This window comes from Aminobacter aganoensis (assembly GCF_014206975.1).
GTDB lineage: Bacteria > Pseudomonadota > Alphaproteobacteria > Rhizobiales > Rhizobiaceae > Aminobacter > Aminobacter aganoensis.
Window position 1 is genome coordinate 257670 of record NZ_JACHOU010000003.1, and the last position, 12724, is coordinate 270393.

13 protein-coding genes are annotated in these 12724 nt (G+C 59.4%); 12 read left to right on the forward strand and 1 reads right to left on the reverse strand.

The window, feature by feature from the left end; genetic code table 11:
* Positions 1-2: 2 nt before the first annotated feature.
* The 7 genes from GGR00_RS08850 (at position 3) to GGR00_RS08880 (ending at position 6502) form a co-directional block, all read left to right on the forward strand.
* On the forward strand, positions 3-725 hold the full coding sequence (locus GGR00_RS08850; protein WP_055973714.1) for an amino acid ABC transporter permease: 723 nt from the start codon (positions 3-5) through the stop codon (positions 723-725).
* The gene (locus GGR00_RS08855; protein ID WP_184699244.1) at positions 722-1543 is read left to right on the forward strand and encodes an amino acid ABC transporter ATP-binding protein; all 822 of its coding nucleotides are present in this window, start codon (positions 722-724) and stop codon (positions 1541-1543) included. Before GGR00_RS08850 ends, GGR00_RS08855 begins: the two co-directional genes overlap by 4 nt.
* A 13-nt stretch (positions 1544-1556) precedes the next feature.
* The gene (locus GGR00_RS08860; RefSeq protein ID WP_055973719.1) at positions 1557-2570 is read left to right on the forward strand and encodes an agmatinase; all 1014 of its coding nucleotides are present in this window, start codon (positions 1557-1559) and stop codon (positions 2568-2570) included.
* 8 nt (positions 2571-2578) lie between these two features.
* Positions 2579-4030, forward strand: a complete 1452-nt coding sequence (locus tag GGR00_RS08865) for an aspartate ammonia-lyase (RefSeq protein WP_055973721.1) — start codon at positions 2579-2581, stop codon at positions 4028-4030.
* The gene (locus GGR00_RS08870; RefSeq protein WP_184699246.1) at positions 4014-4769 is read left to right on the forward strand and encodes an amino acid ABC transporter ATP-binding protein; all 756 of its coding nucleotides are present in this window, start codon (positions 4014-4016) and stop codon (positions 4767-4769) included. Before GGR00_RS08865 ends, GGR00_RS08870 begins: the two co-directional genes overlap by 17 nt.
* A 9-nt stretch (positions 4770-4778) precedes the next feature.
* Positions 4779-5777, forward strand: coding sequence for an asparaginase (locus GGR00_RS08875; RefSeq protein ID WP_055973727.1), 999 nt, complete (start codon positions 4779-4781; stop codon positions 5775-5777).
* A 470-nt stretch (positions 5778-6247) separates the two neighbouring features.
* Entirely contained in the window at positions 6248-6502 is a 255-nt protein-coding gene (locus tag GGR00_RS08880; RefSeq protein WP_184699247.1) for a J domain-containing protein, read from the forward strand.
* Positions 6503-6826: 324 nt separating this feature from the next.
* Here the strand turns inward: GGR00_RS08880 and GGR00_RS08885 are convergent, their stop codons facing one another.
* Positions 6827-6982, reverse strand: coding sequence for a hypothetical protein (locus GGR00_RS08885; protein WP_184699248.1), 156 nt, complete (start codon positions 6980-6982; stop codon positions 6827-6829).
* A gap of 305 nt (positions 6983-7287) precedes the next feature.
* Here GGR00_RS08885 and GGR00_RS08890 point away from each other — a divergent pair, with 305 nt between their 5' ends.
* The 5 genes from GGR00_RS08890 (at position 7288) to GGR00_RS08910 (ending at position 12651) form a co-directional block, all read left to right on the forward strand.
* On the forward strand, positions 7288-8388 hold the full coding sequence (locus tag GGR00_RS08890; RefSeq protein WP_184699249.1) for a mandelate racemase/muconate lactonizing enzyme family protein: 1101 nt from the start codon (positions 7288-7290) through the stop codon (positions 8386-8388).
* A gap of 33 nt (positions 8389-8421) precedes the next feature.
* Positions 8422-9420: a TRAP transporter substrate-binding protein gene (locus GGR00_RS08895; protein ID WP_156381176.1), complete on the forward strand. Its 999-nt coding sequence runs from the start codon at positions 8422-8424 to the stop codon at positions 9418-9420.
* A gap of 74 nt (positions 9421-9494) precedes the next feature.
* Positions 9495-10097: a TRAP transporter small permease gene (locus GGR00_RS08900; protein ID WP_184699250.1), complete on the forward strand. Its 603-nt coding sequence runs from the start codon at positions 9495-9497 to the stop codon at positions 10095-10097.
* The gene (locus GGR00_RS08905; RefSeq protein ID WP_184699444.1) at positions 10094-11374 is read left to right on the forward strand and encodes a TRAP transporter large permease; all 1281 of its coding nucleotides are present in this window, start codon (positions 10094-10096) and stop codon (positions 11372-11374) included. The genes GGR00_RS08900 and GGR00_RS08905 overlap by 4 nt, the downstream gene beginning before the upstream one ends.
* Positions 11375-11715: 341 nt before the next feature.
* Positions 11716-12651 (forward strand): 2-hydroxyacid dehydrogenase, encoded by a 936-nt coding sequence (locus tag GGR00_RS08910; protein WP_184699251.1) that lies wholly within the window; start codon positions 11716-11718, stop codon positions 12649-12651.
* The last annotated feature ends 73 nt before the right edge of the window (positions 12652-12724 follow it).

Here is a 12724-nt window from a genome sequence, read left to right on the forward strand (position 1 = left end):
TCATGGCCTTCGACTTTAATGTCATTCTCGACAACTGGGCGCTTTTCGCGCGCGGCACATGGCTGACGATCGTCATCGCGGTCGCTGCCGTCGCAGCGGGGTTCCTGATCTCCATGCCGATCGCGCTGATGGCGCTGTCGCATCGCCGGACCTTGCGCTGGATCGCCACTGCATATGTCGAGTGGTTCCGCAACATCCCCTTCATCGTCGTGCTCTACCTGTTTTTCTACGGCCTGCCGTTCTTCAACCTTCGCCTGCCCGAAGCCATCGTCGGCACGATCGCGCTCGCCTTCTTTGCCAGTTCGTATTTCGCCGAGATCATCCGCGGCGCGATCCTCGCTGTGCCGAAGGGGCAGATGGAGGCGGCTCGGGCGATCGGCATGTCCTACTTCCAGGGCCTGTGGGAAATCGTGGCTCCACAGACCGTGCGCCTGTTGGTGCCGCCTTCGACCAACACCAGCATCTCGATGGTCAAGGAAACCTCGGTGCTCAGCGCGATTACCGTTGCGGAGCTGACCTACCAAGGGCTCGTCGTCCAGGGCGAAACCTTCGCCCCGTTCGAAGTCTTCCTGACCACCGCAGCCGTCTACTGGGTTGTCACCGCGATCTTTGCCCATTTCATGCACCGCGCGGAGAGGGCGTTTGGCGCCGCTCAGGGGGCTCACCAGGCGCGGAGCAGTCTGGCGGACAAGTATCTTTTGATCGGCGCACGGAGGCCGGCATGACCAAGACCCTTCTCAAGGTATCTAATCTGGCCAAAAGCTTCGGTGGTGCGGTGGCTCTTCGCGATATCAGCTTCGATGTCGCGGCAGGCGAGGTCGTCTGTATTATCGGTCCCAGCGGTTGCGGCAAGAGCACGCTCCTGCGCTGCATCAACCACCTCACCACGCCCGACAGCGGACTTGTTGAAGTTGCCGGCGCCTATATCGGCCGGGCGCGGAGGACGGACGGAAAGCTGCGGATGCAGTCGCATCGCGAGATCGACCGCATGCGTCCGAAGATGGGCTTCGTCTTTCAGCAGTTCAATCTGTGGCCGCATCTCAGCGTTCTGGAAAACCTCGTCAAGGGCCCCATCAAAGTCCAGAAACGACCACGGGCGGAAGCCGAAGAACAGGCGCTTGCGCTGTTGCAGCGGTTTGGGCTGCGGGACAAGGCTCATATGTTCCCCTCTTCGCTTTCAGGCGGCCAGAAGCAGCGCGTCGCGATCGCGCGTGCGCTGGCCATGGGACCGGAGCTGATGCTGTTCGACGAGCCGACCTCGGCGCTCGATCCTGAAATCGTCAAGGAAGTCCTATTGTTCCTTCGTGAACTCGCCGACTCCGGCATGACGATGGTCATCGTCACCCATGAAATCGGCTTTGCGCGCCATGTCGCGGACCGGGTCGTCTTTCTCGACCGAGGCTACGTTGCCGAAGCCGGTCCGTCGAACGACGTACTTTCCAACCCGACCAATCCTCGTCTGCGTGAATTCCTCTCGCAGATCACATCCGAACAACCGGCAAGCAATGTTTCGTCGCCTGCAGCCGAACAGCCAATCCACTGAGAAGGACAGCGAAATGACAGCACAGCTCACCTCCGCGCCCAAGCATGGCCATACAAGCATGCTCTATTCCAAGGTGCACACCGATCTCGACACGCTGGATGCGCATATCGCGTTCCTCGGCATCCCCTATGGCTCGGCCTACACCATCGACGAAGTGACCAATGACCAGACGCGTGCACCGACCGCCGTGCGCCAGGCGACCGACCGCGCCGTCCGCAACCTCGACAGGTACGATTTCGACGTCGGCGGGCCGCTGTACGACGACCGTGCCATCAAGGCGGTGGATTGCGGTGATGTCGTTGGCGATCCCAAGGATCCAGGCGCTCACTATCGCAATGCGGAAGCAGCGGTTCGCAAGATATTGGCCGCCGGCGCGCTGCCCCTGATCATTGGTGGTGATCACGGCATCCCCATTCCGGTCCTGCGCGCGTATGACGATCAGGGCCCGATCACGCTGATCCAGATCGACGCGCATCTCGATTGGCGTGACCAGATCAACGGCGTGCATGACGGCCTGTCCAGCCCGATCCGCCGTGCCTCGGAGATGGCCCATGTCAAGGACATCTTCCAGATCGGCATCCGCGCCCAGGGCACGGCGCGTCCGGAAGAATACGAAGCGGCCAAGGCCTACGGTTCCAACATCATCACCGCATACGAGTTGCACGACGTCGGCATGGACGCCATCCTTGACCGTATCCCCGATGGCGGCCGTTACTACATCACCATCGACGCCGACGGTATCGATCCTTCGGTGATGCCGGCCGTCGCCGGTCCCGCACTGGCTGGCGTGACCTACGCCCAGACCCGCAAGCTGCTGCACGGCTTGGTGAAGAAGGGCCGCGTCGTTGGCATGGACATCGTCGAGATCACGCCTTCCAAGGACGTCAACCAGCTCACTGCGATCTCGGCCGGACGGTTCTTCGTCAACCTGATCGGCGCCGCGGTTCGCGCCGATTATTTCGGCACCAGATCGGAGCTCGAAGCGAACACTGCAAAGGCCGCAAAGCCGGCGCACGAAGTGGCCTGAGATCAATCATGACCGGGCACGAAGACAATCGCTCGCGCACACGGCGCGAGCGCGATTCGCTGGGCGAACGGGATGTCCCCATTGACGCCTATTTTGGCATCCAGACGCTGCGGGCTGTCGAGAATTTCTCGCTTTCCGACATCGCGCTCAGCCACTTTCCGACGCTGGTCCGCGCTCTGGCCATGGTCAAGAAGGCCGCGGCCATTTCCAACCATGTCGCAAGGCAGCTTCCCGAGCCGAAATTCGGGGCCATCGTCAGGGCATGCGACGACGTTATTGACGGACAGCTGATGAACCCGTTCGTCGTGGACGTCTTCCAAGGCGGCGCCGGCACCTCAAGCAACATGAATGCCAACGAGGTGATTGCCAATCGCGCGCTCGAGCATCTGGGGCGACCAAAGGGCGAATACGAGACGATCCATCCCAACGACGATGTGAACATGTCTCAGTCGACCAACGACGTCTATCCGACCGCGGTTCGGCTGGCGCTGGTGCTCAGCTGCTCCGACCTTCAGACCGCCTTGGCCAAGCTGATCTCTGCCTTCGAGGTGAAGGGGCGCGAGTTCTCGACAACGGTCAAGATTGGTCGCACCCAGCTGCAGGATGCTGTCCCGATCACTCTTGGCCAGGAATTCGAAGCCTTTGCCGCGACACTGAGGGAAGATACAGCCCGGCTGGAGGAGGTTGCCTCGTTCTTCCAGGAAGTGAACCTTGGCGGAACCGCCGTTGGCACCCGGATCAATGCTTCACGCGCCTATGCCGAACGGGCCATCGTCGAGCTGTCGAAGATATCAGGCCTTGAGTTGAAGGCCGCCAGCAACCTTCTGGAGGCGAGCTGGGACACCGGTGCCTTCGTGACATTCTCCGGCATCTTGCGACGGATCGCGGTCAAGCTTTCCAAGATTGCCAACGATCTGAGGCTGCTCTCGAGCGGGCCGCGCAGTGGACTTGGCGAAATCCGCCTGCCGGCGGTCCAGCCCGGATCGTCGATCATGCCCGGCAAGGTCAACCCGGTCATTCCCGAGTCCGTCAATCAGGTATGTTACCAGGTCATCGGTAACGACCTCGCCGTCACCATGGCCGCTGAGGGCGGACAGCTGCAGCTCAACGCGTTCGAGCCGCTGATCGTTTACAACCTGCTGACTTCAATGCGCCTGCTCGGGCGGGCCATGACAAATCTTGCCGAGCGATGCGTGGCGGGTATCGAGGCGGATGTCGAACGTTGCCGCGCCGGGGCCCAAGGCAGCATCTCGCTGGCTACCGCACTCGTGCCGGTGGTCGGCTATGCCAAGGCCGCCGATATCGCCAAGCAGGCGCTTGCGTCCGGCCGGACCGTCAAGGAGGTCGCGGTGTCGCTCGGCCTGGATGCCGTCGCACTGGACGTCCTGCTCGATCCCCTGAGCATGGCCGTGCCGCACGAAATTCCAAGCGAGGGGCTGATCAATGCAAATGCCGGCTAAAGCATCCGATGCCGCGGTTTTGATGCGCTCGGTCAGCAAATGGTACGGACAGTTCCAGGTGCTCAAAGACATCGATTTCGACGTGGCCAAGGGCGAGCGCGTGGTCATCTGCGGCCCGTCGGGGTCCGGCAAATCGACATTGATCCGCTGTCTCAACCGCCTCGAGCAGTATCAGAGCGGCCAGGTCGTCGTCGACGGCATCGCGCTTACTGACGATGCAAGGTCGGTGGATGAGGTGCGTCGAGAAGTTGGAATGGTCTTCCAGCACTTCAATCTCTTTCCTCACCTGACTATCCTCGAAAACTGCACGCTTGCGCCGATGTCGGTGCGCGGTTTTAGCCGAAAGGCCGCCAATGAAACCGCCATGCGATATCTCTCGCGCGTCAGGATCTCGGATCACGCGCACAAGTACCCCTCGCAGATTTCCGGTGGGCAGCAGCAGCGCGCCGCGATTGCGCGATCCCTTTGCATGAACCCGAAGGTGATGCTTTTTGACGAACCGACGTCCGCGCTCGACCCGGAAATGGTGACGGAGGTTCTCGACACGATGGTGGGCCTGGCCGAAGAAGGCATGACCATGATCTGCGTCACCCATGAGATGGGGTTTGCGCGCCGTGTCGCCGACCGTGTCATCTTCATGGATCGCGGCCAGATCGTCGAAAGCGCCGAACCATCTGTCTTCTTCGACGCGCCGAAGCACGCCCGCACGCGGCTTTTCCTCAGTCAGATCCTGCACTAGGCGAGGGCAATGAAAACAGATCGAAGGAGCGGGCAAAAGGTCTTGGTCGTCTCGACGGGCGGCACCATTGCCTCGCGTTACGATCCGGACGAAAACGCCTTGATAAGCGTTGCCACCGGTGAGGAATTGCTGTCGACGCTCGGTATGCTCGCGCCTGACGTGGATGTTGTCGTTGAGGAGTTCAGCAATGTCGGCAGCAACCGCATCGACCTAAATACGTCGTTCCGCCTGGCACGCCAGATCGACAAATGGCTCAGGGACGACACGATCAGCGGATGTGTTGTCACCCACGGCACCGATACGCTGGAGGAAAGTGCCTTCCTCGCTGGCCTTGTCGTTTCGTCACCCAAACCGGTCGCCTTCACCGGTGCTCAGCGTGGCGCCGACCAGCCCGATGCGGACGGACCCCGTAACCTTGCAGATGCCATCGCCGTGGCTGCGTCGCCCGATGCCCGCGACCTCGGTTCGCTGGTCGTGTTCGCTGGCAAGGTGCTGGCCGCCATAGATGCCACCAAGGTGCATACCTCGCGCTTGGCGGCATACGATTCAAGCGCTTTCGGGCCGCTGGGAGAGGTCGACCACGGTGCGGTCCTGATCACCAGGCGGCTTTCGGGCTATCCGAGAATCAAGGCCGAACTTATCGAGCCACGCGTCGATCTGATTACTCTTGCGATGGGGGCTGACAGCCGCCTGTTTGACGCCGCAGTGGCGTCGGGCGCTCGCGGCATAGTGCTCGAGGCATTCGGCCGCGGCAACGCTACTCCTGCGGTGGTCGCAGCGGTGGCCCGGGCAAGCCAAAAGGGCATTGTCACTGTTGTCGCTTCCCGCTGTCCCGAAGGCCGGGTGCTCCCGCTTTATGGCGACGGTGGCGGACGGGACCTTGAGGATGCCGGGGCGTTTTTTGCCGGGCGCCTGCGGGGCCCGAAGGCGCGGGTCCTGTTGTGCTTGGCGTTGGCCAACAAACCGATGGGAGAGATCGCTGATCTCTTCGAACAGTTTGGCAGGTAGCTTCGAAGAACAATGCAAAGGATCCAAGGCAGGCGGACTCATCGCTGATCAGTACCCGCAAGGGACGCTTCCTCAGAAGCGAAGGAGTGAAGCCTTGCCCAGCTGCAGCGCTACTTTCCCTGCCGTCACAGGAGATGGGGAAGCACAGAGCGTTTTGAACTGCGCGCTAAAGGTCGAGAAGGTCAGGATGAACCGTTGAACGTTTTATGCAGCGCGACTCTAGGGCGTCCAGGCAAGGATTTTGCAGCATCGTTGGGCGCGTTGGGGCTGGAGTTTATCCTGATGAATGCGCGCCGCTTTTGCTCGGCCTTTGTTGTGGCTAGCGGCTGTTTGGCACGTCACTTGTCGAACGATCTGGCAACTGGGCCTGCATCAGGATTCTTGAGTTACTGGTTCGGAAAAGGTGTTTTGTAATTTTACGCAGGGGGTTCAACGTCAGCGTGGATTATTTCGAGCTTCGAGTCAAAGTGATGACAGGTACAGCTTTATACGAGGTCTTAGGTGTTGGACGCAATGCAACGCCCGATGAAATAAATAACGCTTATGTAGAAAAAGTTTCAAATCTGCCCAATTGTGGAATAAGTGGTCTGATAGTGAAGGTTTTTGGTCTGAAATATCACTTTGATTATGCGTATAGCGTGCTCGGAAATGCATCAAAACGAAGTTTATATGATGCTGAACCAGACAAATTTGATTCTGCGACGCCAAATTATCTCGGGTTCTAGAAGAGGATAGCAGGATAAAGCGCCTAATTGGAGAGCGAATATGATTTCTATGAAGCCCGGTGATGACGAGATTCTGGCATCAGCTGGCAAGCGTGCTTGCAAAAAGGGTCCGTCAAATCGCAGAAAAGTCCAAGTCGTAGGAAGTATAACTGCGAGAATACACAGGCGAATTAGGGTGATGTTTTTAGAAATTAAAGCTGTTTTCAGATAGGTACGTTGAGATCAATAGTAGTCCAAAGAATCTATCATAAATCTGCATCTTCTTCGTGTTCCCCGCAATACGAGACCAAGCTGCCAGACTTCGTCGTGGCCTGTGCGGTACCTTCAAATGACGACCCCATAACCTCTTAACTCGGCGAAGACATGCTCGACGTGCGAGTGGCCCTTCGACCTGACATTGTTGGCGCGCCGGGTGGTTCGGGGATCGGCCTGCCGTTCGGTTCCTGCGATGGAGCCGCCGACAAAGCCTTGCTTCTCCATGAAGTCTTATTGGTCCCCGACCTGCAGGCTGTGTCGGCCCCGACACTGTTGGTCTTGTCCAGTGGGCCTTGGCGCAGTCTTGCTATTCTCGCGGGCCGCCGCGCCTAAAGCAAGCCGGTCAGCTTTTCAGCCTCCAACAAGTTCGCAAATAAGGAGGCGAAGGTTAAGAATTCCGATCTTTTGGATTGGAAATATATCGTTGCTAGCTCTGATCCTGAATGATGGTCTTCTCAGAAGACAGATGGGGATCCGTACCCGCTCATCCTCAATCATTCAAATAATATTTGAAAGGGTAGAAAACAAGTATGAAAATCAAGGATATCCGGGTCAGCATCCACGCTTTCAAGAACTTCGTCCCGATCATCAACAAGCCTATCGAGGATGACTATCGCATCATATGCGAGATCGAAACCGACGACGGGCACGTAGGCTTCGGCATGGCGTCGCGGTTTCTCTGGCACGGCGTGGCCGGTATCGTCGCCCATCACATCGCCCCGGCCATCATGGGCATGGACCCACGCGACCTCGAACTGGTCCATGCCCGATTGCAGCCGATCCTTTCGGAACGCGGTCAGATGACTGGCATCAATCTTTCTGCATCGTCGTGTGTCGACCTGGCGTTGTGGGACCTTATCGGCAAGCAGAGTGGCCGCACCGTCGCGCAACTGCTGGGCGGACACAAGGACTACGCCGACGCCTATGTGACCTATGGGTTCCTCGCCTATAGCACGGACGAGTTGATCGAGATGGCGCGCCGCTTGATCGGCAAGGGGCACACACGGCTCAAGATGCTCGTGGGTTCCAAGGGCGGCGTGGTTGAGGATGCTCGGCGTGTGCGCATGGTACGCGAAGCGATCGGCGACGACATCCTGCTTGCGGTCGATGCTAACGAGAGCCTCAACGCCGAAAACGCGATGCGCCTGTGTCCGATGATACAGGATTACAACATCGCCTGGTTCGAAGATCCGCTGCGCCGGGTCGATGCTCGCGACCTCGGCATGCTGCGCAAGCGCACGACGATCCCGTTCTCGGCCGGCCAAATGGATGGCCATGTGCTTCGCTTTCGGGAGTGGGTGGAGCACGATGCCATAGACATCTTCATGCCCAACAGCATGTACAATGGCGGTATGACGGAGACCCGCAGGGTCGCCCATCTTGCCCAGGCCTACAACAAGCCTTTGTCCGACGCCGGCGGCGGCGGCATCTGGTGCCTGCATCACGTAGCCGGCTTCCGCAACGGCACATTGGCAGAAATCCATCTCGGGTCGGAGCAGGTCGAGGAACAGATGTTCATCGACGCGCCCAAGGCGGAGAACGGTCGGGTCGCCATTCCGAACGCGCCCGGCTTCGGCGTCACTCTCAACCGCGAAAGGCTCAAGGAAACGCTCGTCCAGAAGTACCTTTAGACATTTCAAGAAAGCAAAAAATGGGGAACTGAAATGCTCAATATCGTAAAGCGTGTCACCGGAAGCGGTCTTTTCTTGCTCGGAGCGGCCTTGTTTGCCGCACCAGCTAGCGCGGAGACGCTGACGCTGAGGATGTCCAGTCCTTCACCCGCCGCGACCATGGACACACTGCTCCTGCAGACCATGGCCGACAAGCTCAAGGCCAAGCTGGGCGATGACCTCAAAGGCGATTTTCATCACAGTGCGGCGCTGGGCGACGAGAATGTCCATCTGCAGCAGATCCGCACCGGCCAGATCGACGTCACTCCGATGGGGTCCGACGCCGTGCAGCTCGATCCGTCCTGGGCCGTGTTCGAACTTCCCTTCCTGTTTGGCGATCGCGGCGATGTTGCCCGTTTGCTCGATGGCGAGATCGGCGAAAAGCTTCGCCAGTCCATGCGGGCCAAGGCTGGTGTGGAAGTGCTGGCGTTCGGCGAAATGGGGTTCCGCCAGATTACCAACAATGTCCGCCCGATCACCAAGCCAGAAGACTTGAGAGGTGTGAAATTGCGGGTTCCAGGCAGCCAGGCGCGCATGCTGACGTTCAAGACGTTCGGTGCCACGCCGGTCTCGCTGAACTACGGCGAAATCTATCTTGCCCTGCAAAGTGGGACCATCGACGGCCAGGAGAACCCGCTCAACGACATCGTTTCGAATTCGATGCATGAGGTGCAGGCCTATCTGTCGTTGTCCAACCATGTCTACACGCCGGTTACCCTGGTGATGAACGGCTCGAAATTCGACAGCCTGAGCGACGCTCAAAAGACATTGGTCAAGGAGGCCGCGGCTGACGCGGCGGTGGAGCTTCGCAAGATCGGCGAGCAAAAGGACCGAGATCTGCTCGACAAGCTCAAGGCTGGCGGAAAGATCGCGATCAACGAGATCGACCGGCCGGCATTCCAGGCCGATTCCGCGGCGATCTATGCCTCGGTGGAGGGTATCGCCGGAGCCGACCTTACCAAGGCCGTGCTCGAGGCTGCCGCCGCGAAGTGATCATCGGGTGGCGTCGTCGTCGCAAGGCGACGGCGCCAGCCAAGCGATCTTGCCAATTCCTGGGAGGAGATTCCATGACCGTTCGCGACAGCGAACTGCGTGCCGATCTTGCGCACGCCATCACCAAGGCCTCGATCGAGGCCGAGCTTGCAGGTCCGGTCGATGAAACCACGGCGGACAAATGGATAAACGGCGTGATGGAGTTCCTGGGCGTGCTGGTCCTCGCAACCATCACCCTGCTGGTATTCGCCAATGCCTTCCTGCGCTACACTCTCAACAGCGGGATCATATGGGCGGACGAGGTCGTCATCGCCCTGGTGCCTTGGCTCGCCATGCTCGGCATGTTCTTGTCGGTACGCAGGCGGGAGATCATCCGCATTGGCTTCCTGATCGACCAGCTCAAGCCGCGTTCGCGCCGGCTTCTGCTCGTCTGCACTGAACTTTTTTCCACCGTCGCCTTCGGTTATCTGGCGCTGGTATCGTTCAACTATCTTTCGCTCTTCGGGGCGGATCGCTCAGTCTATCTGTCGGTGTCGAAGGGTTGGTTCACCTCGGCCATGTGCATCGGCGCTGGGCTGATCTGCCTTGCCTTCCTTGCCGAGGCGATCGGCCATTTCCGTCGCAACGACGCGGTCGATCCAGGCGAAACCGGTGCCAATGCAGGGGGACTATCATGATCGGCGCTTCAATAGGCATCGCTTCGCTTGTGGCCTTCCTGGTCGCAGGCGTTCCCATGATTGCTGCGCTGATGATCGCCGTCACCATCAGCATTGTCCTCGGCAGCCAATGGGGCCTCGTCCTGCCACAGAACATGGTCGCCGGCATGAGCAGCTATACGCTCATTTCGTTCCCGCTCTTCGTGCTTGGGGGCATCTATATGAACGCAGGCGGGATTTCCGGCAAATTGTTCAATTTTGCCCGATCGCTGGTCGGCTGGATGAAGGGCGGCCTCGCACAGGTCGACGTGCTGACCAGCATCTTCTTTGGTGGCATGGTAGGCTCCTCTACTGCGGACCTTGCCGGTAGCGCCTCGATCCTCATTCCGGAAATGAAGAAGGAGGGCTACAGCGCACCCTTTGCTGCGGCTGTCAGCGCGTCATCCGCCGGCGTCGGTCCATTGATCCCCCCGAGTTCGCCTGCGATCCTTTATTCGGCGGTTACGGGAACCTCGCTTGGCGCGCTGTTCCTAGCCGGACTTATTCCTGGCGTTATCCTTGGCATCCTGTTCATGATCACTGTCGGATATCTGGCGCACAAGAACGGCTATCCGACATTCGGCCGCTTCTCCCTGGCAGAGATCAGGCGTGCGGCCCTTTCCGCCAGCCTCGCCTTTGGCATGCCGGGCATCATCGTTGGCGGTCTGGTCTTGGGGATATTCACGCCGTCGGAAGCCGGAGCATTCGGCGCGGTTTATGCCGCGTTCCTGGCGCTGTTCGTCTATCGCTCGATCGACTGGATGGGTCTTTACCGGGCCACCGTGGCGGCCGTGCAGTTGTCCGGAGAATTGCTCCTGATCGTCAGCCTCTCGGCTGCGCTGGGGTCGGTCCTTTCGGCCGCGCATATTCCGGCCACGCTTGCTTCCTTCATCGACGTTCTAGCCATCGGCGACAGCCTCTTCTTACGCCTGTGCGCCTTGATGGTCATCGCCATCATCGCCGGCATGTTCCTCGATCCGCTGATCCCGGTCCTTGTGCCCGTACTCCTGCCGACCCTCATCGCGTTCGATATCGACCTGTTGCATTTCGGCGTTCTGATGGTGATGGCGGTGGTGATCGGCCAGGTTACGCCACCTGTGGCAATGTCGCTCATCATTGCCGGGCGCATTGCCAAGTGCGATCAGCTCAAGGTGTTCCGGGCCAACATGCCGTTTTTCATCGTGACGCTGGTCTTTACGCTGGTGCTGATGGCCGTTCCGGAACTGGCAACCTGGCTTCCGTCAGTGGCTAGGGACTGAGAAATCGCGCATCAGCAGAGCTCGGGGGCGTATCGCTCCCGAGCCGACCGGCCAGCTAGGCATTGCACGATGGGCGGTTGCGTTGACTTCTATTGTCGCCGCTCGCAGCGCACCGGCTTGATTTCGCTGCGTTCCCCCCTCACCAGTTGTGCCTGGCAGCGACAGGATCGGAATATCCAATCCAAAGGAACGACTAAAAGTTCTTTTCAAAGGTCACGCTGCGTCACATCGTTAACCAGCCATCTTCGATAGATTGGTTCAATTTGCAGGCCTCGATAGGCTTCAACAAAGGCCCATCCATGGTGGCAAAATCGCGACCGATCCCGGCAAAAGGGTTTAGCATGAAGCGTGATGCGCTCGTCTTTTACAGTCCAGTGGATGACCCAACGGCTTGGCGGGATGCTCTAGCTAGCGAACTTCCGGATTTGGATTTCCGCATCGATCCTGACGTCGGCGATCCCGCCGAAATAAACTACGCTTTGGCATGGCTGCCGCCCAAGGGCTTCTTTCGGCGCTTCAGCAATCTCAAGCTCTTGACCAATCTCGGTGCTGGGGTGGATGCGTTGTTGAACCGCGACGACCTCGTGCCGGTCCCGATCACCCGCCTTTCCGACCCCGGCATGGTGTCGTTGATGACGAGCTATGTCATCTTCGCGGTGACCCGTTATGCCCGCGACATGCACATCTTCGAGCGCGCCAAGCGGCGGGGTCAGTGGCACTATGTCCATCCGCGCCCTCTCGCCGAAATCAAGGTTTGCGTCCTTGGCCTCGGTGAACTCGGCGCCCACGCAGCCAAATCGCTTGCCGACATGGGTTATGACGTCCGCGGCTGGTCACGCACGTTGAAGACCATTCCAGGCGTTGAGTGTCATGCCGGGCGCGGCTCGCTCGAAACCCTGCTTGGCGACTGCGAAATCTTCGTTTCGATGCTTCCTGCCACAAACGATACACAGGCTCTGCTGGGAGCTCGCGAACTGGCGCTGATGCCCGCAGGTGCCAAATTCATCAATGTATCGCGCAGTGCCGTGGTCGACGAGGCGGCCCTGGTGGCAGCGCTCAGATCGGGTGCCATCGGCGAAGCAACGCTTGACGTCTTCGGTGCCGAGCCCCTGCCGCCCGAGCATCCATACTGGGCTTTGGACAATGTTTTCATAACGCCGCATTTGGCCAGCATCACCGTGCCGGCCCTGGCGGTTCGCGATGTGGCCGAGAGCATAAGGCGCGTGCGTCGCGGCGAACCACCCCTTCATCAGGTCGATCCGCAAAGGGGTTACTAAATTCGGGGAAAAACCCTGAGGTTTGCGCTGTCTCGCATCGCTGGGGAACGCGATGCCTGACAACGATGGTGTC